At 69.8% G+C, this 23360-nt stretch carries 24 protein-coding genes and 1 pseudogene; 2 read left to right on the top strand and 23 right to left on the bottom strand.

Going from position 1 to position 23360, the window contains the following annotated elements:
- Positions 1-204: 204 nt before the first annotated feature.
- The 20 genes and pseudogenes from O7620_RS20960 to O7620_RS21055 form a co-directional block, all read right to left on the bottom strand.
- Positions 205-603, bottom strand: a complete 399-nt coding sequence (locus O7620_RS20960) for a hypothetical protein (protein ID WP_278124592.1) — start codon at positions 601-603, stop codon at positions 205-207.
- Positions 590-1255: a hypothetical protein gene (locus O7620_RS20965; RefSeq protein ID WP_278124593.1), complete on the bottom strand. Its 666-nt coding sequence runs from the start codon at positions 1253-1255 to the stop codon at positions 590-592. Before O7620_RS20965 ends, O7620_RS20960 begins: the two co-directional genes overlap by 14 nt.
- Entirely contained in the window at positions 1255-1623 is a 369-nt protein-coding gene (locus tag O7620_RS20970) for an Lsr2 family protein (RefSeq protein ID WP_278124595.1), read from the bottom strand. The genes O7620_RS20965 and O7620_RS20970 overlap by 1 nt, the downstream gene beginning before the upstream one ends.
- A gap of 271 nt (positions 1624-1894) precedes the next feature.
- Complete coding sequence (locus O7620_RS20975; RefSeq protein WP_278124596.1) at positions 1895-2164, bottom strand: hypothetical protein; 270 nt, start codon at positions 2162-2164, stop codon at positions 1895-1897.
- On the bottom strand, positions 2157-3332 hold the full coding sequence (locus tag O7620_RS20980; protein WP_278124598.1) for a DUF4314 domain-containing protein: 1176 nt from the start codon (positions 3330-3332) through the stop codon (positions 2157-2159). Before O7620_RS20980 ends, O7620_RS20975 begins: the two co-directional genes overlap by 8 nt.
- 304 nt (positions 3333-3636) lie before the next feature.
- A complete protein-coding gene (locus tag O7620_RS20985) occupies positions 3637-4137 on the bottom strand; it encodes a hypothetical protein (RefSeq protein WP_278124600.1) in 501 nt (166 codons plus the stop codon).
- Between the two features lie 172 nt (positions 4138-4309).
- Positions 4310-4978, bottom strand: a complete 669-nt coding sequence (locus O7620_RS20990) for a hypothetical protein (RefSeq protein ID WP_278124601.1) — start codon at positions 4976-4978, stop codon at positions 4310-4312.
- Between the two features lie 108 nt (positions 4979-5086).
- The gene (locus O7620_RS20995; RefSeq protein ID WP_278124602.1) at positions 5087-5584 is read right to left on the bottom strand and encodes a hypothetical protein; all 498 of its coding nucleotides are present in this window, start codon (positions 5582-5584) and stop codon (positions 5087-5089) included.
- Positions 5585-5783: 199 nt separating this feature from the next.
- Positions 5784-6587, bottom strand: coding sequence for a hypothetical protein (locus O7620_RS21000; protein WP_278124603.1), 804 nt, complete (start codon positions 6585-6587; stop codon positions 5784-5786).
- Positions 6588-7119: 532 nt separating this feature from the next.
- Positions 7120-7872: a DUF4314 domain-containing protein gene (locus O7620_RS21005; protein ID WP_278124604.1), complete on the bottom strand. Its 753-nt coding sequence runs from the start codon at positions 7870-7872 to the stop codon at positions 7120-7122.
- Positions 7869-8540 (bottom strand): hypothetical protein, encoded by a 672-nt coding sequence (locus tag O7620_RS21010; RefSeq protein ID WP_278124605.1) that lies wholly within the window; start codon positions 8538-8540, stop codon positions 7869-7871. The genes O7620_RS21005 and O7620_RS21010 overlap by 4 nt, the downstream gene beginning before the upstream one ends.
- A gap of 138 nt (positions 8541-8678) precedes the next feature.
- Positions 8679-9913 (bottom strand): annotated as a pseudogene (locus O7620_RS21015) (IS3 family transposase).
- 163 nt (positions 9914-10076) lie between these two features.
- A complete protein-coding gene (locus O7620_RS21020; RefSeq protein WP_278127091.1) occupies positions 10077-11114 on the bottom strand; it encodes a hypothetical protein in 1038 nt (345 codons plus the stop codon).
- Positions 11111-11623, bottom strand: a complete 513-nt coding sequence (locus O7620_RS21025; protein ID WP_278124606.1) for a hypothetical protein — start codon at positions 11621-11623, stop codon at positions 11111-11113. The genes O7620_RS21020 and O7620_RS21025 overlap by 4 nt, the downstream gene beginning before the upstream one ends.
- A gap of 296 nt (positions 11624-11919) precedes the next feature.
- Entirely contained in the window at positions 11920-12504 is a 585-nt protein-coding gene (locus tag O7620_RS21030; RefSeq protein ID WP_278124607.1) for a hypothetical protein, read from the bottom strand.
- 94 nt (positions 12505-12598) lie between these two features.
- Positions 12599-13234, bottom strand: a complete 636-nt coding sequence (locus tag O7620_RS21035) for a GGDEF domain-containing protein (RefSeq protein WP_278124609.1) — start codon at positions 13232-13234, stop codon at positions 12599-12601.
- 99 nt (positions 13235-13333) lie between these two features.
- The gene (locus O7620_RS21040) at positions 13334-14098 is read right to left on the bottom strand and encodes a MarR family transcriptional regulator (RefSeq protein WP_278124611.1); all 765 of its coding nucleotides are present in this window, start codon (positions 14096-14098) and stop codon (positions 13334-13336) included.
- 169 nt (positions 14099-14267) lie between these two features.
- Positions 14268-15191: a hypothetical protein gene (locus O7620_RS21045; protein ID WP_278124612.1), complete on the bottom strand. Its 924-nt coding sequence runs from the start codon at positions 15189-15191 to the stop codon at positions 14268-14270.
- Positions 15192-15569: 378 nt separating this feature from the next.
- Positions 15570-16145, bottom strand: a complete 576-nt coding sequence (locus O7620_RS21050) for a hypothetical protein (RefSeq protein WP_278124614.1) — start codon at positions 16143-16145, stop codon at positions 15570-15572.
- Positions 16146-16251: 106 nt separating this feature from the next.
- A complete protein-coding gene (locus tag O7620_RS21055) occupies positions 16252-17085 on the bottom strand; it encodes a hypothetical protein (protein ID WP_278124615.1) in 834 nt (277 codons plus the stop codon).
- 296 nt (positions 17086-17381) lie between these two features.
- On the opposite strand from O7620_RS21055, the gene O7620_RS21060 reads away from it, so the two are divergent.
- Together O7620_RS21060 and O7620_RS21065 are read left to right on the top strand one after the other, a co-directional pair.
- Positions 17382-18212 (top strand): IS5 family transposase, encoded by an 831-nt coding sequence (locus O7620_RS21060; RefSeq protein WP_278122041.1) that lies wholly within the window; start codon positions 17382-17384, stop codon positions 18210-18212.
- Positions 18209-18616 (top strand): hypothetical protein, encoded by a 408-nt coding sequence (locus O7620_RS21065; protein ID WP_278122040.1) that lies wholly within the window; start codon positions 18209-18211, stop codon positions 18614-18616. Before O7620_RS21060 ends, O7620_RS21065 begins: the two co-directional genes overlap by 4 nt.
- Before the next feature lie 126 nt (positions 18617-18742).
- Here the strand turns inward: O7620_RS21065 and O7620_RS21070 are convergent, their stop codons facing one another.
- The 3 genes from O7620_RS21070 to O7620_RS21080 form a co-directional block, all read right to left on the bottom strand.
- Positions 18743-19207 carry a hypothetical protein gene (locus tag O7620_RS21070; RefSeq protein ID WP_278124617.1) on the bottom strand — a complete coding sequence of 155 codons (465 nt, stop codon included), beginning with the start codon at positions 19205-19207 and terminating at the stop codon, positions 18743-18745.
- 487 nt (positions 19208-19694) lie between these two features.
- Entirely contained in the window at positions 19695-20618 is a 924-nt protein-coding gene (locus tag O7620_RS21075) for a replication-relaxation family protein (RefSeq protein WP_278124619.1), read from the bottom strand.
- A gap of 256 nt (positions 20619-20874) precedes the next feature.
- A complete protein-coding gene (locus O7620_RS21080) occupies positions 20875-23304 on the bottom strand; it encodes a type IV secretion system DNA-binding domain-containing protein (RefSeq protein WP_278127092.1) in 2430 nt (809 codons plus the stop codon).
- Positions 23305-23360: the final 56 nt, after the last annotated feature.

The following is a 23360-nucleotide window of genomic DNA, read 5'->3' on the forward strand; positions in this document are numbered from 1 at the left end:
CGGGTCCTCCCAATCGATGAGGGGTGGAGCCCGCGCACCCGTCTCCGGGATGCGCGGGCGGTGCAAATCCGCGCAGCGGAGACGGAAATCGGATGTAGCGGAGGACCGCGACAGTTAGCCGGTTCTACGCATTCGAAGAACCGGTCGTCTGCTGGTCAGAAGGGTTAGCGAGGTGGCGTGCTCAGACCGCAACCGGTCGGCGGGTCAGGCTTCGGGATGTCCGACCACCCGGTCGCAGCGCCGAGGATCTACCGGCATCCAGGGCAACCCCCAGCCGATTCGGTAGCGCCCGCCGGTGGGTTGCGCGAGGTGAACGCCGCCGCCGAGGGACAGAGGTCGGGCGATGGTGAGCACGTCGCCGTCGAAGTCGACGGTGTGCCAGTCACCGCCGACGGTCTCGGCCATCTCGGCGAACGTGCGAGCGAGTGCCCGGGCGACGTCGGCGTCGATGCTGAGCTCGCAGACGCCGTTCCACCAGCCGATCAATGTCGCGGCGTAGCCCTCCTGGTAGCGGTGCGAATGGCGACTCGTCTGGTAGCGCAGCCACGGCCCGGAGAACACGGCGGCGCTGCCGCGCGGTGGCTGGTAGTCAGGAGTGGGCATCGACGACCGCCACCGACCAATCCGCCGCACGGAACCGGACCGGGCGTCGCTGAAGGCGCCCGAGGTGTCCCGCGGGCAGGGGCCAGCCGGCCGCGGTGGGTCGGCGCACTGCGGGCAGCACCGTCGGGTCGGGGTGTCGACGTCCGTTCAGCAGGTCCCGAAAGATCGTCCGCAGACGCGGTGGCACATCACCGCCGTCGCTGCGGGTGAGGATCGCCCGGTCGGTGTCGAGCCACACGACGCCGGCCAGGTCGACCCAGGCCACCGGTGTGCGGCCGGGCGGGAACCGCCAGCCGGGATGGAGCAGCCTCGGCAGTGCCACGATGTCGCCCGGATACGGTGCCCAGTCGGTGTAGCTCCAGGGCACGACGGTGCCGGGCCGACGGCCGGCTTGCGCGGCGTCGGCGCACGCGAGGCATGTGGCCCCGCCAACCTGGGTGGTGCCACGGCAGGCGTCGCAGGTGTGCCAGTTGCTCGGGTCGGCGGCGGGGTCGTAGGTGGGGTCCCAGGCTCCGGTGACCTGCCCACCCAGCCGGTAGCCATCGATGCGGTGCTCACGGCTCACGAGCCGCATCGGCTTGACCAGGTGCGCGTCGATGCTGGCGACGGTCGCGCCGGCGCGTACCAGGACGGCGAAGAGCTGGTGTGCCATCAGCGTGTCCCCTGACCGGTCGTGCGGGCGGCAGCGGTGCGGTAGGCGTCGTAAACCGCCGGTGGGATCGGGCCGTGCCTGCGGTGCGGGGGGAGCTGCAGGGGCTTTTCGTTGGTTTCCCAGAATGCGCGGACATCGGCTGGGTAGCCGGCGCGAGGACTTGGGCCGCGTCGCTGGCTGGTGGGCCGCTTGGGCTGCCTGCGCGCTGCCTCGACGTAGGGGGACAGGGCCTCCCGCAGCCGCTGCAGGTTGTGCGGGGCCAGGTCGATCTCGTACTCGACGTCGTTGAAGGCGAGGCGATGCGTGCTGACGTCCTCGGTGCTGTGGTCGAGGTCGTCGGTGAGCACGACAACCGTCTTGGTTGCCATCAGGATGGTCCTTTCATGAGGTGACAGAGCTGCCCCCGGCGCAGGTCGATGCGCGTCCGGGGGCAGCTCTGTCACGGCTGGTGGGTAGGGGGCTGTGCACCGCAGCGGTGTTGATTACTCGTCGGCCACTCCCCCATCGCCTGGGTGGTGACCGCGGAATAGCGGTCCACTCGCCTCGGGCGAACGCGCTTGGCGTCGGGAGGGGTCTCTCGCACTCGCGGGTGTCACCCCTTGGCGGCCGGATCTTGGCTGATCACGGCCCGCCCGGCCGTCAGCCTGCGACGTACGCCGGCTCGCCGGACGCGTCGTGCACGCGCGTGATCCGCTGCGGCATCACCGGGTGGAGCTGCCCGCGATCGATGTTGGGCCACTGGTATCCGTCACCGCCGAGACGGGCGACGGTGTACAAGGGTTCGCTGAAGCCGTCGATGACGACGTACAGGTACACGCTTATCTCATCGACAAGGTCCGGTCCGACAGTCACGACTTCCCCAGCCTGCAGCGTGCGCTCCCCGTCGTCGTGGGTGCTCTCGTCAGGCATGAGGCATGCCTTCGGCAGAGGCACTAGCAGGATTGCTGGGGTGCGGCAGCGGATCCGGGATGGCGCCGACGATGCGGTCGCAGTCGTACGGGTGCACCGCGATCCACGTCCAGTTCCAACCCATCACCACGTACTGGCCGTCGTCGGTGGGGTGGATACGGTCGATCGCATCCGGGTCGTCTTGCACGCGGGTGTCGTCGGCGACGATGACGTCCCCGTCGAATGCCATCCGACCCATGGACTCGTCCACCCGAGCGTCCAGATCCGCTTCCGGCACGCCCGCGGCGGCGAGCTGCTGGCGGAACTGGTCGCGATGGGCCTGTTGGTCGGCGACGATCGCCTCGGCGACCTCCCGGGCGCAGCGGAACACCGCCCACCCATTCCAGGTGTCGATCAGGGTGCCGACGAATCCGACCCCGATGCGCATGTCCCCGGCGGCGTTGGGCGTCCACGCCCAGTCACCAGCGAACACCCCCACCCCGCCCAGCCGCACATGCTCGGGGTACACGTGGCGCAGGTCCCGCTCGTCGCCGTCCGGGTGCAGGATGATGCGGCACTGCCGGACAACGTCGGTCGTCACGGCGGTGTCGAACCCGTCGCACCATGACCACCGTGTCTGCTCCGGCTGCCACCCCAACAGGTCCTCCCACCGGGCTGCCCCGGGCGGGGCGTGCTGGGCATACCGGATGGCGTCCTGTCCCCCGTCGTACCGGTCCGGGAAAGGCAGACCTTCGATGTCTCGCCCGTCGTCGGCTTCGATGCTGGCGAGGACTTCTCGGGCGGTCGCCGTCGTGTCGCTGCTGGCCCGATGGGCGAGGGTGCACTCGACCCAGGTGCCTGCGGCGTCGTGGCCGGCCTGTGTGCCGGCGGCGCGCAGGCCGTCGAGGACCCGCTGCCAGGTGGCGTCGGGCAGCCCGCGGACGTGGTCACCCTTGTTCAGTAGCAGCGACAGCCGTGAGCCGCTGTCCCACTGCACGTCGAGCACCTGCTGGCCCGGTTCGTAGCGCCACACGCTTCCCGTGTCGCCGGGCAGCAGCCCGGTGTGCGGGTCATCGGTGTGCTCGAGCATCACCCGATCGCCCGCCTGGAACTCGGGCTGCGCCGGGTGTAGTTGAGAGTTGCCGTCATTGGGGTGGCCCCCGGTTGTGCTGTTGTCTGGACTGTTCACTGTCGTTGTCCTTAGCTCGGAAACGCTGCGGAGTCGTTGTAAGGGGGCGCGCCGACGCCGCCATGCCTTGTCACGGGTTGAAGCCCGCGACGACGGCGACATGGTCGATGCGCTCAGCGCGGTTCTGCGGCGGCGTGCCTTTCCACGGCGGGATCGCAAACGGCGCCCGGCCTCGGTTCAGGCAGACCTCGGTCGGGGTTGGTACTGGCGACGGCGGTCAGGCTCGGCCCGGCAGATGGTCGGCGCCGTCTCTCACCTGGGGTGGTTGTCGGGCTTGCCGCAGAGGTGGTGGCGTCGGCGGCGTCTAGTCCTCGCAGCCGGAGCTGCAGCCATCGGGATCGCATGGCTGGCCGTCGGCCATGCGCGCGAAGATCCGCCGGCCGTTGTCGCCGATACTTCCCAGTGGCCAATCGAGCCCATCGGCGAATGCCTTGATTTTCGGCGCGCCGTACATCGGGTAGGGGGCCGCGTCCATGGCCGCGACGACGTCGTCGTGGCCGAGCAGCCAGGCCAGTTCGTTGAGCTGGTCAACCGACCGGCCCGCCCAGCGGCTGCGATGAGCCAGGGTGTTGAGCACCGCCGACCAGAGCTGTGAGCGGGCGTACGCCTCGGGGTCACGGTGCCCACCCCACCGCTCATGGTCGAACTGCCGCGCGTCTACCCCGTCGGGGAGCAACGCTCGGGCGTCTTCGTAGCTGAGCGCCTGCAGGAGGATCTCCCGGCGGATCCCGAACGGATCCCTGCCCCGCAAGTCGCGCAGCGGATGTAGCCGATCGCCGATCTCATGCAGCGAGCGTTTGATCATGATTTGTTCTCTTTCTTCGAAATAGCCGTCATCGCCGGATCGGGGCGGCGGCGTGCCATTGACGGGAGACGTCGACGGCGTGCGGGTGCCGGCCCGTGTCCGCGGTCGGCGTCGGCGCGACGGTTTCGATCTGTCCGGGCGGCGGGTTCGCTGGCTGTCGGGTGTCCGGCGGTCAGCCTTCGAGGCGGATCTGATGCGGCCAGACCGCGGTGGGGATGCCAGGTCGGGGGCCGCGGGTGCAGTAGGCAGTCAGGGTGGGCGGGTTGGTCGCGCCGTAGACGGGCCGGTTGTCGGGACGCACGAGCACGCGTTGCCCGGCGGGGAAGTCCACCGGCGCGGCGGGGTCGTTACGCCAGTGGATATCGGCCACGACGCGGCCGAACACCCAGTCGGCGAAGTAGTCCTTCGTGTACTGGGGATATCTGCCGTAGTCGGAGGCGATGTCGGTAACACGCTCCCGCGCCTGATCCAGGCTGAACCCTTCCAGGAAGTCGTCGGGCACCGGTGGATGCGCGGCGCGGCTGACGACCTCCACATCACGACCGGCGAGCGTGCGGGGCGTGTCTCTGTCGCTGGTGATGGTGATCTGGCCGGTCTGGTGGTCGACGGCGGTGACCCGCTGTCGAGTGGCTTCGCCGACTGGTTGGACGAGGTCGCCGACGGCGATGGCGCTGCCGCTCTCGCCGCGGCCGGCCAAGCGGTATTCGACGGCGGCGCGGTCGAGGACCGGGCTACCCGGATCGTGGCTGTAGGCGTCGAGGTCTACGGGCGCTGCCGGCGGCAGGGGCGGCAGGCGCAGGATGTAGCCGGCGGGTTCAGGTGAGGGCGGCTGAGACGTCACTTCAGGTGGTCCTTTCGAAAAAGAGGGGAAACGAGATCCGGCCGCGACCCGGGTTCGGGTCGCGGCCGGTGGTGAGCCACGTGGTGAGCGGGTCGTGCCGGGGCGGGGTTACTCCTCGCATCCCCGAACGCAGCCGTCGGGGCTGCAGGGCAGGCCGGCGGCCATGCGGATGAAGGCGTCACGCCAGTCGGGGTCGTGCGCGAGGCTGTGCAGGGGCCAGCCGAGCCCATCGGCGAACACGGTGATCTTCGGGGCCCCGTACATCGGGTAGGCGGCGCTGTTCATGGCGGTCACGACGTCGTCGCGGCCGAATAGCCAGGCCAGTTCGGTGAGCTTGTTGACCGCGCGTCCTGCGGATCCACTGCGGTGATCCAGGATCTTGTGCACGGCGAACCAGAGGTAGTTGCGGCCATACTCTTCGGGGCCGGCGTGACTATCCCAGCGGTGGCGGTTCCACTGCTGCGCGGTGATGTCGGGCTGCAGGAACGGGCGGGCGTGGTCGATGTCGAGGGCGTTGATCAGCAGGTCACGGCGGAAGCCGAGCCTGTCCTCATCGGAGGTGGTGTGCTGGTCGATGCGGTGCAGGATCTGCTCCTGGGCTCGCATAATCATGAGCCTTCCCCTTCGGTTGATGGTTCTGCGCCGTTGCCCAGCGAAGTAATAGTGGGCAGCCGCCGTCGCAGGTGACGTTGAGGACCTGGCCGTCTGGGTTGTAGCGGCGCACCGTGCCCTGCGCTGCGGGATGCAGCCCGGTGTGCGGGTCGGCCAGGTGTTGCAGGGCGACGCGGGTCACCAGGCTGGTAGGTCACTGGCTCGCCCCGTTGCTCGAGGTGGGCAGGAGCCGCCACGACCAGTTGGGCACGTTGTCGAGTAACAACAGCCCGTGGGCATCGCGGCGCAGCCGGTGCCGCTGGCGCGGCCCCCACCGGTGCGGCCACATCAGGTCGAACTCGATCCCCACCCGGTGCAGCTGCGCATCGCGTGGCCCGTCCCGCCCTTCGGTCGAGGCGGTGGTGGCTGCGCAGATTTGCTGAGCGAGGGCATCGGTGAATCGCAGAACAGGCGTGGCATGCGGGTGGTGGCCGAGGCAGATCTCGGCGTCCAAGCCTTCGCGAGCGTGGGGCAGCCACAGGTGCATCCGGTCCCACTGGTGCCCGTGCCGTGCGTAGCCGCCACAGCCCAGCACCGGCTCGGCGGCGTCGGGATCGAGCGGAACGACGCTGTGTCGCAGCCACCGTCCGCGGCGGGTCGCCTCGTATACCTGTACCGAGTCGGTGGCGATATCGACGAGGTATAGCCATTCGAGACGATCTTCGACAGGTGCATCAATGTGCCCGCGGTACATGGCGTCATGCGGGTCGGCGTAGTGGTCGATGCCCGCCGCCGATTGCTTGGCGTCCGCCAACACTGCGAGGGCTGTTTGCGACTGCGGCGGAGCCCAGTCGTCGCGCAGGATCACGTCGGCCAGCGCTGCGGTGTTCCCGTCGAGGGTCGACTGCCAGACGGTGCGCAGCAGCGGTAGCACCGCATGCGGATGGTCGAGGTGCAGTAGCCGGGCGGCGAAGGCACCCTCTGGGTTGGTAACACCGATGAGAGTCGAGCGATTCACGGAGTTCCTCCACAACAGGTGATGCCGCCCGGTTGACCGGACGGCGTGAGAGTTTCTGGCGGGCGGCACGCGAGGAAGCTGGCGTGCGATCTGGGCGTCCAGCGAACCTTGAACGTGGTGGTCCTTTGGCCTGGCCGCGCAGTCCAGTGACCGGGCTGCGGGGAGAGGACGGTGGCCAGGCCGAGCGATTAGAGCGACAGCGCCCGACGGTCTGCCAGCCTGGACACCGTCGCCGTACGGGGCGATCCGTCGATGGCTTCGGGGTCGTCGGACCGGGCGCTGGTCAGCGACGATAACGTCGCCGTCGAAGGACAGGTTGGCCAGCGCGGCGTCGACCCGCCGGACCAGTTCGTCCTCCGACACGCCCTCGTCTCGCAGGCGGTGTCGGTACTGGTCGCGGTGGCGCTGCTAATCGGTGACGGTCGCCTCGGCCATTGCGCGAGTGCAGGAGAACACCGCCCACCCGTTCCAGTGCTCGATCAGGGTGCCGACGAACCGACCGTGAAACGGTCGCCGCCGTCCGGGCCATCGGTCAGCGCCCACTCGCCGCAGAACACACCGACGTCGCCGACCCGGACCCGCTCGGGTGCAGGTGGGACACGTCGGCGCCGGTGGGGCTGGTCGCGAGGTGACACAGGTCGGCGACGCGGTCGGTGGCCGCGGTGTCGAAGGCGTCGCGGTAGACCCCGATCGCCTCGTCGCGCTGCTGGATGCGCAGCCCGAACCAGCCGCAGACGTCGCCGGTGGCGTCGGCGAACAGTTGCCATCCGGCGGTGTCGACCGCCTCGCCGGCCACGGTGAAGCGGGGCAGGGCGTCGAGGACGGCGGGGTCGCCGTCCTCGATCCCGCCTAGGACCCGGCGCGCGGCCAGGCACGTGTCGCCGCTGGCACGGCCGCCGATGGTGTCCTGCGCCCACCAATCGGCGGCGGTGTAGCCGGCCTCGATGCCGGCGGCGCGCATCCGCTGCAGCGTGGCGGCCCAACCGGCGGCCTCGCAGACCAGCCCATCGGTGAGCGGGGTGGTGCTGACCGATTGGATGCGGTCGCCGGCGTCGAGGCACATCGACAGATCTGAGCCGCTGTCCCAGGTGACCTGAACGATATTCTGCTGCTGGTCGTGGCGGCGGACGGTGCCGGTGTCGCCGGGCCGCAGCCGGGTGTGCGGGTCGCTGGTGTGGACCAGGGCGACGCGCTGGCCGGGCTGGTAGGACATGGTGCTCTCCAATCGGTGAGTGGATGGGACGCGGCTGGTGGGCGGCGGCGGCATCTGGTCGGGCGTGCTCATCGGGTGCTGCCCGTCGCGTCACCCGTCGTGGGGGCGTGCGGTGGCCAGGGCTTGCGGGTGAGGCGGGCGCCGAACATCGGGTCGGTGGCGACCGAGGAGCCGCAGCGGGTGCAGCTGGTGGCGGTGTCGTGGCCGTAGCCGGCCATGGACGGGACCTCGACGTGGTCGATCTCGTCGACCGCGCCGCAGACGGTGCAGACGGTCATCTCCGGGCCGCCCTCGTCGGGGGCGGGTGCGGTGACGAACAGGTCCTCGACCGGGTCGAGGTGGTGGACGCTGTGCCGCAGCCAGCGGCCGTGGACCGTCGCCTCGTACACCACCAGCAGCCGCTGGTCGGGGCGCAGCAGGTACATCCATTCGTCGAACCCGTCGAGGTCCTCCCGCAGCGATCCCTGCCGGATCGTGTTGTTCTCGGTGACGGCCGGGTAGCCCAGCCCCGCTACAGGTGGCTGTCGGTGCCATCGCCGGGGCTTGGGGTTGACCGCGAGGCTCCACCAGTTACGGGCCAGCAGCTCGCCGGCCATGGCGCCGGTGTCGCAGCCGAACGTCTCGGTCCAGATCCGGCGCAACAGCGGCACCAGGATCTCCGGATTCTCGCCGAGCTGGATTGAGCGGGCGGTGTACCTGCCGCGGAGTGCGGCGACACCGATCAGTGCGGGTGCGCTCACGTGCCTTCCTCCTCCTTGGGGAACTGTGGGTGGGGGTTGCGGCGGGTTCGCCCGCGGTCGAGCGCTGTCGAATCGGGTGACCGTGGGTTCGCCGGCTTCGCCGCTAGGTGTCAAGCCCCGGGTTTGATGGAGAGTGGGTTATCTGGTTTTCAGAGATGCGGTGACCGGGTGGGTTACCGCGTGTAGGGCCTCGTGTTCGGCGGGTGGGACGTGTCCGAGCTCGCCGTGCAGCCGCCGGTTGTTGTACCAGTCGATGTACTCGACGGTGGCCATCTCCAGGTCGTCGAGCCCACGCCACGGGCCCTTGTTCCGGACGAGTTCGGCCTTGTAGAGGGAGTTGAACGCCTCGGCCATCGCGTTGTCGTACGAGTCGCCCTTCGAGCCGACCGAGGCGACGGCGCCGGCCTCAGCGAGGCGCTGGCTGTAGCGAATCGCTCGATACTGGACTCCCCTGTCCGAGTGATGCACGAGTCCGCCCAGGTCAGCGCCTTGATTCTCGCGGCGCCAGATCGCCATCTTCAACGCGTCGAGGGCCAGATCGGTGTAGAGCGACGTCGACACCTGCCAGCCGACGATCATGCGGGAGTGCACGTCGAGGACGAACGCGGCGTACACCCAGCCCACATTCGTACGCACGTAGGTCAGGTCAGCGACCCACAGCTGGTTCGGACGCACAGCGGTGAAGTCCCGTTTGACCAGGTCAGCGGGTCGGCTGGTCTCGGCCGCCGGCCGGGTCGTGCGCGGCGTTTTGTCGCGCAGCAGCCCGCGCAGCCCGGACTCGCGCATCAGCCGCTCGACGGTGCACCGGGCCACTGGCACCCCTTGGCGGTGCAACTCGTGCCAGACCTTCCGAGCGCCGTAGACGCCGTAGTTGGCCGCATGGACCTGCTCGATCACCGCGGTCAGCTCCTCGTCGCGCCGAGATCGCGCGCTGGCGGGGCGGGCCTTGGCGGCGTAGTAGGTCGACGGTGCGATCTGTGCCGGCGTGTCTTCGAGCGCCCGCAGGACCGGCTGGACACCGTGTTCGACCCGCTGGGAGTCGACGAACTCGACCCTCATCGCGACGGACGGTCCAACTCCGCCGCGAAGAAAGACGCCGCGGACCTCAGGATCTGATTCGCCCGCCGCAGCTCACGGACCTCCCGTTCCAACGCGGCGAGGCGTTGCGCGTCGCTGCTGGTCATGCCCGGCCGCTCCCCGGCATCGGTCTCGGCCTTCTTCACCCACGTGCGCAACGCCTCCGGATGAACCCCGAGCTGACCCGCGATCCGCCGGATCGCTCCGACCGCGGACGCCGGGTCCCGACGGGCCTCGACCGCCAACCGGGTCGCACGCTCACGCAACTCATCGTTGTACTTCTTCGGTGCAGGCATCGCTGGTGTTCCTCCCAGGTTTCGATGTCTCCATCAAACCCGGTGCGGGACAAGGGCCTGGCGGGCGGGTAAGGTGTCGCGGGTAGCCCGCTTGAGGGCTGCGTCCACGGCGCCATCGGGGATGCTCTGGGTACCGGGTAGGCATGAGGAGCGCGTCCGTCCTTTACTGGACGCTGATGTGGATGTGGTTGGTGTGCCATCCGGAGGGGTCGTTGCCACCCCATGGGTTGTTGTAGGGGTGCCAGCCTTCGGACTCGGTCCAGATCTGGCGAAACCAGATGACGTACTGGATGCCGAGACGGTCGGCGTTGGCGACGGCCCATGCGGCCATCGCGTCGCCGCGGGCTTTCTGGATGCCGGAGGCTTCCCCGCCGGAGGTCATCATCCAGTCGCAGGCGCGGCCTTTCGGGTGTTCGCCGTGGTCATCGATGCGGTAGCAACCTGGCTTTGGAAAGCCGGCAGAGGTGGTTTGTTGGACGAGATGAAGTAGGCGGGGCGTCACGCAGCCGGTGCCGGTGGTCGGATCGGGACGGATAGCGCAGTTCTCCTCCGGCCAGGAGCCATCGGAGTTGCGCGGGGCCGGTTCGGCGGTGCCGAGTGCCATGGAGGAGCAGTCGAGCTCGACGCCACCGCTTGATGTGACCTGCTCCTGTACAAGTGAGGTCGCGTCGTCCTCCCACTTCGCGTAAGCGTCGGGGTAGGCGGAGCGTTGGACTGCTTGGGCGGCCTCGGTGAGCGGCATGGTCTGCCAGCCGGTGATGGCGGCTAGCTTGTCGTAGAACTTGCCGGCGGCGTAGGTGGGGTCGCCGAGCTGGGCCGGCGTTCCCCAGCCTTGGCTGGGGCGTTGCTGGAACAGGCCGACGGAGTCGCGGTCGCCGCCGGTGAGGTTACGGAGCCCGGACTCCTGCATGGCGGTGGCGAGCGCGATGATCCAGCCGCGAGCTGGCACCTGCTGTCCGGCGCCGACGGTGATGATCGTGCGGGCGTTGGCGAGTTGTTCGCCGCTCCAGCTCCCAGCTCCGTCAGTAGGCGGGGACGCCGCGAGGGTGGGCAGCACCGGTTGTCCGTCTGGGCCAACAGCGGTGTAGCAGGCGGCTGACGCGCTGCCGCCTCCGCCGAACAGCGCGGCGATGCCGCCAGCGCAGAGCACCAGCACAGCGATCACCCCGGCGGCGACCGCACCGAGTGCGCGGGCACTCATCGCGGTGCCGATGCTGGTGGTTGCGATCCGCACCGCCGCTCGGCCGCCCCGGCGCCGTCGGTGCTCAGGCAGGTGCCCAGCGGGTAGACGGAGACGCGGGTCCCGTCGCCGGTGTGCACGACGATGGTGTCGGTGGCGGCATCGATGAGGTAAATCCACGCGACGTCGAGGTGCCCGGCGTGGCAGAGCGGGAAAACCGTGACCGGTTCCGGCGGGTCCACCGTCACGCCGTCGCTGGCGGAGGCCAGGGTGATGCCGACTCCGGGTACCGGCTTCTGGCCGGCGAAGTTCGTGTCGGTGCTGGCGGTGGTGTCCTCGTCGAGCTGCTCCCAGTCGTTGGCGAGGATCGTGGTGATCAGCGCGGCGGTGTCCTGGTGGGTGTGGGTGGCCCAGATCGCGGCCAGGGTCGGCAGCACGTTGGACGGGTATCCGTCGTAGTGCACGATTCGTGCGCGCACGAGGGTTGGGTTGTCGGGGTCGGTGGCGCCGATGCAGCAGGTGGTACTCACGGACAGGCTCCTTCGCACGCAGGTGTGGGTAGCGCTTTCACGTGGGGCACGGTCTGGGGCGGGTGGGGTGCTGGGCCTGGCGCGCCAGCCGTAGACCGGGTCGGTGGTCTCGCTCGACCCGCAGCGCAAGCAGCGGGCGGTGGTGTTCTCGCCGTAGGCGGTCATCGACGCTGGCAGTTCCGTGATGACGACCTCATCGACGGCGGAGCAGACCCGGCATTTGATAGACCCGCCGTCGGGCCCGCATCGGCTGAAGATCGGCTCGTCTGCACTGGCACCGGCGGGGTCGGCCCGGATCATGCCTTCGGCCCGGCGGACGCGGGTTGGGCATAGCGGGCGGTGGCGGCCAGCAACGCGACCAGGCCGGGGTAGGTGGCGGGCAGGTCGCGGGGGTCGGGGGTGTCGTCGACGAGCACCAGGGGGTGCTCCTCGCCGTTGAGGTGGGTGAGCTGGTAGAGCCTCCCGTCGGTGTCGACGGCGTCGACGCGGCGAATCTGTCGTGGTTCGCCGTCGAGCGTGTCGATGTCCCCGTAGCAGGCGGCCCAGGCCACAAGGCGCGTGTCCGGGGCGGCGTCGCGGATCCGGGTGATGATCGTGTCGAGGGTGCGGTGGTAAGGCGTGACCCTTGGGGTGCTGTGCAGGGTGGCCGCGAGGTGGTGCAGGAGGGCGGGTAGCCCGGCCGGGTTGTCGAGCATGTCGTCGGGGTGCGGCGGGAACTCCAGGCTGCGCATCACCGGGGCCCGCGGTGGTGCGGCGGTGATCAGCGGCCAGTCGTGGACGAGCAGCAGCGTTGGCGGCTGGTTCCAGTCGAATCGGGCTGAGTCGGTGGACGCCTCGATGAGGCAGGTGCAGAGGTGGTGGACAGTGGTGAAGGACAGCACGGGGTCTCCCATCTCGGGGTGCACGACGGCAAGGACCCCGCGGCCGGATTGGCTGCGGGGTCCTTGGCGCGTGAGGGTTTGGGCGGGGCGAGGTTCAGTGGCGCTGGCGGTCGCGGCTGCGCACCGTCGCGGTGCGGTGGGGCAGGTACTCGCGGACCCGACCGTCGGCGGTCTTGGCCTCGTACATCGCGCTGTCGGCTTGAGTCAGTAACTGCCGTGGGCTGACGTTGGGGTGGTGGGTGTGGGTGTAGCCGACCGAGGCCGTCACGGGCAGGTCGCCGTTGACCACGAGGATCGTGCCGGCGGCGATCGCTTGCCAGGCGGCGTGGGCCGCGGCTTCGGTGTCCTCGCGAGTACCACGGACGAGCAGCGCGAATTCGTCGCCGGAGAGCCTCGCGGTGATCCACACGTTCTCGGGGAGGCTGGTCAGGCGGCGGCCGACCTGGTGGAGCAGGTCGTTGCCGACTTCGTGGCCGAGGGCGTCGTTGACGCTTTTGAAGTTGTTGAGGTCCAGCAGCACGACCCCGACCGGTGTGTTGTCGGCCAGGGCGGCGCGCAGCCGGGTGTGGAACAGCCGCCGGTTGGGCAGGCCGGTGATGTCGTCGTGGTTCGCCGCCCAGCGGGCCCTGATCAGGGCCCGCTGCTGCCACGACAGCAGGGGCGCGGCGACGGCGAGACCGGCGAGGATTCCGCCGGCGCAGGTGAGCATCTGTTGCGCGGTTTGCGACACTGGTATGGCTCCTTGTCAGAGAAGGAGCACCGGGGGCGGGCGAGCAGCGACCAACTTCACGCCCGCCCTCGGGCTGCCTGATGTGAGAGGTGTGGCCGGCTACTGGGCGGCGGGGGCGAGCTGGAAGGTGACGGGCTTTTCCTCGGTCCGAATGGCCTTGCCGGCGCCGACGAGTTTGTCGGCGGCGTTGACGACCGCGCCGGCGCTGGCTTTCTTCGCGTCGGTGCCGACGTTCGCGGCGTCGATGAGCTTGCACAACTCGCTCGTCTTGTAGGCCCGGTCGGGGTGCGCTTCGAGGATGTCCAGCACCGCTGCGCGTAGAGAGCCCTTCGCCCGGTGGCTGCGCCCAGGTGCCGTGCTCGCCGCGTCCGGGGTGGCGACCGCCTCCGCTTCGCCGTCGTCGAGCGTGCCGGCCTGCGGTGGGTCGTCGTCGACCGTCGGTGTGGGGTTTTCGTCGCCTGCGGTCGGCTCGTCAGCGCGAGCGTGCGGGTCGGCGGCGGGAGGTTCGCCGTCGGCGGCATTGTCGGACGTCGGCGTGGTGGGTTTTTCGCCGGACTGCTCGGTGTCGCTGGTTGCGCCGGGATCGTCGTCAACGGCATCGGCGGTGCTTGGCGAGTCGTCGGGCGGCGACTCGGGCCCGGCGGATGAGTCCATTGGTGAGGCGGTGCGGCCGGCGCCGACGGTGGCGTGGCCGGAATCGGTCAGCCGCCACACGGCGCGCTTGTCGTCGCCTTGGACGCGTTCGGTCTGTCCGGTCCCCTCCCAGACGCGCAGCTTGGCAGTGGCGGTGGAGTAGCCGAGGCCGGCGTGCTCCGCCACGGCGGCGGCGGTGGCGTCGCCGAGATCAGCGAGGGCGGCGAGCACTTTGAATAGGGCGTGCGGTGGCACGGTTTCCGGTTGGTCGGGCATGGGCGTCTCCTTGTCGTGTGAGGTCAGCACTGATCCACGCTTCGATCGCGGGACGAATCAAGTGCGATGGCCGGATCTGCGGACGAGCGAGATTCGGCGGGGCAGGGGGCGGGGCCGCCGCCGGTTAGAACGGCGGCTCGGTGACCGCGGCGGGTTCCTCCCGAGGCGGCAGGTGGGTGGCGGTTCTGGTGCGCAGCCGACCGGCCAGAGCGGTCACGTGCAGGCGCATTCGGGCACGCTGCGGCATGGGGGTCCAGGTGTCGGCGGTCCAGAACCAGCGGTGGGCGCCGATGCTGTAGTAGCCGTCCCGATCGGGGTGGCAGCGCTCGTCGAGATCGAGGACGATCTCGCCGCTGCCGGTATCGCGTTCTTCCAGCAGCGCCGCGATGTCACCATCGAAGCGCAGCAGCGGGTATTCCCCGGGCATGCTGCCCATCCGCCACCGGCCGGTCAGGTCGTCGGCGATCCGTCGGGCGGTGCTCGGGTCGAAGCGGCAGATGAGACCGCCGGCGTTCGTGCTGCAGCCGTCAGCCACCAAGGCGGGATAGCTCTGATTGCGGACTTGCCGCGAGGAGACCATCACGGGCCGCCAGCGCGCGTCGGGTGGCGCGATGTCGATCCGGTAGTCGAAGGGCTGCAGGTGGATCGTGTTGAGAGCTGCGCCGGGCCACACCGGGGTGTCGATTGCCAGCCAGTTGCGCTCAAGGTGGCGCGCGCCGCGCAGGACATCGATCAGCCGCCGCTCGGCGGCGGTTGATGAGCCGAGCGGCATGTACAGGTGCTGTACCCGCTCGCGATCGGGGCTCGCGGCGGGGGTGCGGCGCCAGGAGGCGCTGAAGGCGATCTGCTCGTCGCCGTCGTGGGTGTGCCAAACGGGGACGCCGTTGGACCGGATGTGTGCGCGTTCGCCGGTGCGGGTGAGGCTCAGCGCTGGGCCGTTAAGCTCGCCAGCGGTGATCTGCCCTGCGGTGAGGCGGTGGGTGGGGCTGGCGAGGGCGTGTTCTGCCAGGGGCAGGACGTCCTCGATGCGGAACCACAGTCGGGACATGGTGAAGAAACCTCCAAGAGGGTTTGTTGGGCGGGAAGAGGAATAGGGCGGCCTGTCTCAGGCCGGTGCTGCGAAAGCCCCATGCCCGGGGCGCCTGGCGCAGCGGGGCGTGAGCTGCGGCGCTACCGGTGCGAGACGCGCGGGCGCCGACCTGCCGGTGCGGCGTGCTGAGGTGTGGCAGTGGCCCAGCCGCGGCGATGAGTGACCCCCGGCATCGGGCCGCATGGCGCATTCGCGTTGACTGCGACTGCTTCGGCCTGCGGTGTGAGGGTCTGCCGTGACTCTCTGCCGGACGCAGCTGCGGTGCGGCCTGAATGGCTGGAGTGCGCCGGTGGTGGAGCGGTCGGGCGTCCGCGCTGGTTGTTTGGTCGCCGCAGGTTAGGCGCGGATGGTGCTGAGCACACGGCGCAGGTCGGCCGAGATCCCGCGGTCTCGGATCTCAGCTGGCGGGTCGGGCAGCACGACGCTGGTGATGGTGGCGGTGCCGCGGTAGCGCAGGAACTGGTAGTGGCGCCCGTCGACGTCGCAGGCGGTCAGTGCCCGTACCGGGATGCCGTCGTCGGTGCTTGGTAGTCCGAGGGCGGTGGCATCGCGGCGACCGGATTCGCTGGTGTCGAGTCCTTCGCAAAGGAATGCCAGGGCGAGAATGGGCCCGATCTGGGCGCGGGTCCACGCCCGCAGTTGAGGGGCCTTGGCGGTGGTCAACACTGCGGTGATGGCGCGAAGGCCGATCCAGTAGGGCACCGTCGAGCGGGCGCCGGGCATCGCGTGCATCTGCCAAATCGACGAGTCGATGGGCAGTTCCTCGACGTAGAGGCTTCCCACGCCGGTGTGAGCGGTGGATTCGAACACGCCGATCAGCGTGGGGAAGGCGTCCCAACCCTGCTCGTCGGCGAGGGCTTCGACAGCGGTCAGCGCGGCCGTGATAGCGGCGGCGCGACGTTCTGGGTTCACGGTGTTCCTCCTTGGCATAGGCGAGTGGGGCAGGAAGCGGCACCGCCGGGCGACGCGCCTGGGGTCCCCTGGGTGCAGGGATCAGGGCGCGCCGTCCGGACGGGTGTCATGCGGTGGTGTCGAGGGCTACCGCGAGGAGCCGTTGGCCGGGCTCGAGGGTGTCGAGGTGGCGCAGGGCCTGTTCGAGGTAGGTCACCCGGTGGGTGAGGGAGTCGCTGATCGGGGCCAGTTTGTGGCCGTCGACGGTGAGCATCGCGTCGCCGACGACGGCGCTGGCTGCTCGGTGGTGCTGGTAGGCCATCTGGCCTGCCTGGTACATCTCCAGTTCTCCGACGCCGGGCTGGCCGGGGCCGGGAGTGACGGCCGCGTGCAGACGCATGGCGTTGACACGGGGCTGAGCGTGGAAGTCCGCCACCGCCGTCTCGTACGGGTACTTCTGCGGGTCGGTCAGGTGCCGGCTTTCGAAGGTCGGCCACGGGGTGGCCACCCGGGTGCCATGCACCGCCTGCTCCCAGATCTGGTAGCGAATCGCGGCGCCGATGGCGGCGGCGTGACGCATGCCGTGCAGGTCGAGCAGCCGCAACGGTCCTCCCGCGCAGGGGATGGGACGGCCCTTACGCAGGCCGATCATCTGGCTGCGCTGCCACAGCCGCAGCTGCGGTACCGCCCAGAACAGCGGGGTGAGGGTGCCGGTGACACCGAAGTGGGTGCGCAGCTGATGCGCGGTGAGCGCTTCGGCGGGCACCTCGTCGGGCAGGCAGATGACCATCGTGGCGATGGTCGGCGCCGGCGTTACGGGCGTGCGGACGACACTGCTGGCCCGTGCGGGTGCCGGTGGGCGCGCGGGCGCCGCGGTGGCCTTCGCGGGGGCCGGTCGGATGGGGATGGCGGGCACGCGGCTGCCGTGGGAGGTCAGCGGGGTGCCGTTGACAGCGGACATGGTGGGGTCCTCCTTGTTGGGTGCGGGCGGGCATGCGGAAGCGACCCACCCATTCATGGGTCGGTCAGGGCGGTCAGCGGGTTCGGCCACGTGCAGCAAGGCACGCCAGTTGGGCCAGAGCTGTGGAGGCCTGTGAATCCTGCTTTTCAGAGGGCGGTCTGAGGATGTTCGACTTGATCTATGGCTTGCGTCCAGTTGGCGATCTTTCAGCGGGTTTCGTCGTATGGCGATCGCTCGATGTTGTGAAAGGTGAATCCTGGTCGTGACCGTCGAGCGGTCGCGGCGTTAGGCCCGTCATGGGTGATCGAAAGCCGTATCCCAGTGACGTCAGTGACGAGCAGTGGGCGTTGATCGGGCCGTTCCTGCGGGCGTGGAAGGCCAGGCGTGTCTCGGTCTCGGGTCATCAGGGCGACTACGACCTGCGGGAGATCGTGAACGCGATCCTCTACCAGAACCGGACCGGCTGTCAGTGGGCGTACCTGCCGCACGACCTGCCCCCGAAGTCGGCGACCTACTACTACTTCGCCCTGTGGCGTGACGACGGCACCGACCAGACGATCCACGACCTCCTGCGCTGCCAGGCACGGGAGAAGGCCGGCCGGGCCGAGGACCCGACCGCGGTCGTACTGGACACCCAGTCGATCCGGGCCGCGAACCACGTCCCGGCCGCCACGACCGGCAAAGACGCCGCGAAGAAGGTACCCGGCCGCAAGCGGGGCCTGGCCGTGGACACGTTGGGCCTGATCATCGCGGTCGTGGTGACCGCCGCGTCGGCCACCGACAACGCCATCGGCATCCATCTGCTCGACAAGGTCGTCGAACACACACCGACGGTCACCCGCGCCTGGGTCGACGCCGGGTTCAAACAGGACTTCGCGCTGCACGGCGCCGTCCTGGGTGTCGATGTCGAGGTCGTCAAACGCGCCGACACCAGGCCCGGCTTCGTGCCGATCCGCAAACGGTGGATCGTGGAGCAGACCCACGGCACGCTCATGCTCCACCGCCGTCTCGTGCGCGAGTACGAGAGCCGACCGGAATCGGCCGTGTCCCGAACGTTGTGGGCATCCACGGCGAACATCATGCGTCGGCTGACCGGGACCAGCACACCCACCTGGCGGCACCGGTGAACCTGCCCGCGATCCTCGACCTGATCGCCGAACGCGAAACCACCGCGCGCCAGGCCGCCGACCAGCTCCGCGAGAAGATCACCACCCTCACCGCAGAACTCGCCCGCATCGACAGCGACCTGGCCGACCTGGCAACCACCCGCACCACCCTGCGCACCCTCGCCGCCACCGAGTTCACAGCCGAGGACCCGACGATAGCCAGCGCCCCCTACCAGCAGATCCTGCACGTCCTCACCACCGCGCCCACCGGCATGCGGGCAAAGGGCATCTGCCTCGCACTCGGCGTCGAACCCTCACCGAAACACGTCGAAGCCACCCGCGCGAAGCTGAAACGCATGGTCAACCACCAGGTCCTGACCGAAGACGAACCCGGAATGTTCACTCTCGCCCCGAAACGGACCTAATCTTTCGAACCACCCTCTCACAGGTGGTGGGTGTCGGCAGCGGTGGAGCCAGTCAGGCAGCAACAGGTCTCTCGGGTACGGAGAAGCTGTCGCTTACCTAGGCGGTCGGGGTGTCGTAAGTGCCGGTCAGGGGCGGTGCGGACGCGCGAGAGCGCGGACGCCGATGATCGAACCGTCCAGGTCTCGGACGGTGTCGTGGCAGACCAGCACGTCGTCGCGGTTGTACGCGGCGAGACCGACGACCAGGGACACCAAGAAGTAGGTGCCCTTGACCGGCGGTGGCAATGGCGGAACGCCACCGTCTGCCACGCCGAAGGCGACCCGTGCGACGGGAACGTCGAAGTCGAGCTCATCGGGTCCGATGACCCGTTGACCCAGCCTCACCGTTTGATGCTGCGAACTTGGTGCGATCACGCGCAACGGCGTGACGCTGCCTGGATCGATCCGATCCGGAGTACCACTCGGGAAAACATGGATAGGGTGCGGGGTCAGATTGACTATTTCCGCCATCGGGGATCCGTCGATCAAGGGTGTGCGGGCGTTGCTGTTTGGTCCTGCCGTCGGCGGGACCTGTTGGTCGGAACTGGTCATCGGCGCTCCTTGAGGGTGTGCGCGTCGGGACGCGCTGGTGTGACCGGTCCACCGGGTGCGTGGATCGGGTCCTGGAATGGGCGCTGGTGCGGGTGGTTGGTGCGACCTCGTGGGGCCGTCGCGCGGGGCGCGGGCCGACCGGCTGATGCGGGTGGGCGTCGCGTACCGCTGGGTGCGGCGGGGTGTCCCTGAGGTGGGACCGAACCGGGTGGAGCGATATGTGGGGTGTGGTAGTGACGTGAACGGTAGCTCTGGGCACTCACAACGGCGGTGGGCGTCGTGGCGGCGTGGCAGGCGGGTTGACCTGCGCTGTGAGAGATCATCGGCCGTCGCGGGCGGTTCTGGTGTGAGTTGCTGTGAGCCGCTGTGAGTGGCGGGCCCGCTCACAGCCGCTCGGCTGCGGTCGGGCGTCGCGTGCCGCTGGTGCGGCTTCGCGACGGCGGTTGACCTGCGGTGTGAGCGGCTGTGGGCGAGCCGGCGAGGGCTGTTAGGCGTCGTCGGGGTCGGTGAAGTGGTGCGGGTTGGTGGCGGTGTCGGGGCCGTGGTCGCTGGGCAGCTCGTGCAGCCAGCGGCGTGAGCCGGGGTCGAAGGCGAGGGTCCAGGCGGGGCCGGCGGGGTGCTCCTGGTGCAGGCCGGTGGCTACCGGCATGACGGTGGGCACGCCGGCGAGGGCGTCGAGCAGGTTCGCCTCACGTCGGCGGTTGGGCACGCGCAGCAGGACGGGGTAGCGGGGTCCGAACTCGGCGAGACGTTCGTAGGCGCGCAGCTTGCCCAGCACGATGCGCAGCGGCTCGGTGCCGTTGTCGTGTTCGAGGAAGAAGCCGACGGTGCGGCCGGCGGCGCGCCAGATGCCGTGGCCGTCGGGTCGCACGCCGGCGATGGCGTAGGCGGCGGTGGCGTGCTGCTCGGACCACCACCGCAGAAGTTCGGCGTCGCGGTCGGCGCGGGTGTAGGCGTGCAGGTCGATGAAGAGCTGGTTGGTGCCGAGCAGGTGGCTCATTCGGCCGCTGCCGATGATGCGGTGGGCGCGTTCCACGCTGGTGCGGGGGGCGGGGGCGTCCGGCCGCAGCGGGTCGCTGTAGGCGCGGGGGTGCACGTCGATGCCGAGCGGGCCGAGGGTGTAGAGGTACTGGTCGGTGCCGGTTCGGGTGTCACCGAAGCGGTGCACGGCCTCGTAGCGGTGCAGTGCGGCCAGGCGCAGCAGCGCGGAGCGCTTCGAGGGGAACAGGGCGGCGGCGATCTGGTCGGCGGAGAGCAGGTAATGCTCGGCGAGCCAATTCAGCAGGTCGTGGTCGCGCAGGGTCAGTAGCCGCAGGCGGGCCAGCCGCTCGTCCTTGCTGAGCCGGCGAGCGGGTGGGGTGGGTCGAGGTTCGGACGGGTCAGGTTCAGGAGTGTGTGATTGGCGGGACATGGTGATCTCCTCAGGGAGAGTGAAGAGGAATCCCCCTCCTTTCAGGAGGGAGTCTGGAACTGTCATCGCCGGTGAGCAGCAGTGGTCACCGGCGGTGTGCTGCAGTGACGGGCCGATCGGCCGGTGTGATGGCCGGCGGCGGCGGTTAGGGGTGGTGAAGGCACGGCGAAGACCGGAGCGAAGGTGCTATCGAAGCCCTTGGAGTAGCCGCAGGTGGTGCTGAGCCGAAGGCGTGCCGTGGCGATCGCTATCAGGCTCAGCGGCGTGGACGGTGAGTCCGTTCCGAGTCGCGGGTGCTGTCCTCAGGGGTCGCGGTGTCGTCCTTCTTCGGGCGGGAGTACTGCTCGACGAGGGCGTCGATGGCGCTCTTGTCCTGGGGCAGGACCTTTTCCGCGGCCACTTCTCGGATGGCGGTGGCCTCGCCGACGACGGGCTTCGGTGCGCGGGTGCGCATGGTGAACGCTGGCGTCTGGCGTCCGTCGGCGACCAGGCGGGTCGCGGTGGTATAGGCGTCGAGGTGCGTCAGGTCGTGCTCGTCGAGCTCCGGCAGGGTGTGCCGGGCCAGTACTCGCGCGTCCTCGGGCGCGCAGGAGAAGTACACCTTGTTGCGGGCGTTGGCCGACGCGGCGGCGAGCAGGTCTTTGGGGAACTGGGCGAGGTCCTGATGCGACAGGACGAGGGACAGCCGGTACTTGCGGGCCTCGGCGAGCATCGTGTCCAGGCTGTTGGCCAGGGTGAGGAAGTTCTGCGCCTCGTCAATGATCAGGGTGGCGTCACGGCGCTGGTCGGGGCTGAGGCGGGCGCGGGCGGTGGCGGCCTGCCACACCTGCGCCAGGATCAGCGACCCGAGCAGCTTGCTGGTGTCCTCCCCCAACTGCCCCTTGGGAATGCGGACGAGCAGCGCCCCGCCGTCGAGGACCTTGCCCATGTCGAAGCTGGACCGCGGGTACTGCATGGTGCGTTTGACGAAGTCACGCAGCAGGAATGAGCGCAGCCGGGCGAGGACCGGTCCGATGACTTGGGAGCGCAGGGCAGGGTTGAGCTCGTCGTACCACTGCCAGAAGCCGTGCAGCCCGGCCGGGTCGTCGAGGTCCACGGTCATCGCAGAGCGGAACTGGGCGCTGTTGAGCAGCGGCGGGATGTGTTGCAGGGTGACGTTGGCGTGCCGCAGCAGGGTCAGGCACGCCACTCGCATGACGTCGTCCATGCGGGGTCCCCACGCCTTGGCGAAGATGTTGCCGAAGATCGACACGAGGTTGTCGACGACGAGGTCGGGGTCGTCACCTTCGAGGGGATTGATCGTGGGCGGGTTGGGTTGGTCGGGGTCGAACAGCACGACCCGGTCGGCGACGTCGGCGGGCAGCCGGTCGAGGATGTCCAGGACCAGGTCGCCGTGCGGGTCGATGACCACGGTGCCGCGGCGGGCTTTGATCTCGTCGACGGCCATGTTCACCAACATGGTGGTCTTGCCCGAGCCGGTGGATCCGATCACGTGCATGTGATACCTCGAATCCGGCACGGACAGGCCGACACGGTGCCCGCCCATCTGCGCGTCGCCGAGGATTTTCTCGCCGCGCCCGCCTGCGGTCACGGCGACCGGGGCCGGCATGGACTTCGCGCGGGCCCGGTCCAGGCCTGGTACTGCCAGGTCCTGGGGTAGTGCGGCGAGCGCGGCCAGCTCGGGGACGCTGGTGAGAAACCCGGCGCCGAGACGCCGCGCAGCCAGCACCGCGGTGGGTTGGGGCATACGTGAGCGGTGGGTGAGGCGGTTGCGGGCGGAGTAGACGGCGAACGCGGAGGCGATGGTGTCGGCGAGGCCGCGCAGCCGGGGCCGCTGGTCGGTGTTGGCGCGGCCGGTGTCCTTGGCGACGGCGTAGCGCACGGCGGTCTCCCACAGCGGGTGGGCGCTCTTGTCGAGGATGGCGCGGACGTCGCGTTCCACGCTCGGGTCGCGGCGGGTCGCTGGCGCGGCCCGACCGGTGCCGGCGGTGCGCCCGGGTAGGAACGCCTCGATGAGCCACAGCAGCGGCGCGGCCGGGTTGATGCTCGGCAGGGCGGTCTTGCCGTCGCGCAGCCGGCCGGCGGCGCGGCGGGCCCGTTGTGCGCGGCGGGCGGCGGCGGGCCGGGCGAGGATCTGCACGCAGGCGTGCTCATCGGCGCGCAGGCTGGAGCCGGCCGACATCAGGGCGCGCAGCGGGTCGGTGTCGTGGTCGGTGCGCAGCGGCAGCCACTCGGCGGCGATGGGCAGCAGATGCCCGCCCACCGCCGCCGTGTCCAGGGGGATCGGGGGTTGGGGGTCCGTGTCGGTGGTGCAGGCGGCGCCGGGCCACGCGGCGCGTACGGCGGCTTCGACGGCGCCGGGTGGGACGGTGCCGGGCACCCACACGGAGATGAGTAGCCGCCGCCCGCTCCAGGTGTACTGCCACACGACGTGCGGGCTGCCGTAGCGCAGCCGGCGCCGCCGAGAGGGGGTGAGGGTGCCGGCGAGGTTGGCCCACAGCGCGGCGGCGCTGTGGGGGTCGACCTCCGGCGGTGGGGCGATGGTCACCAGCCGGGCGCCCTCGGCGTGGCGGCGGTGCCGCCACGTCGCGAGGAGGTTGCGAGCGGCCACGAAGGCGACCAGCGCGGTCGCGGCGACGGCGAGCAGCCACGGTCGCTGCCCAGCCCACGCGGCGGCGTCGAGCAGCCACCGAGTCGCACCCGTGGGGGGCGCGATGCCGGTGGGTGGGGCGATACCTGTGG

This window comes from Micromonospora sp. WMMD710, from assembly GCF_029626045.1.
Taxonomy (GTDB): Bacteria; Actinomycetota; Actinomycetes; order Mycobacteriales; family Micromonosporaceae; genus Micromonospora.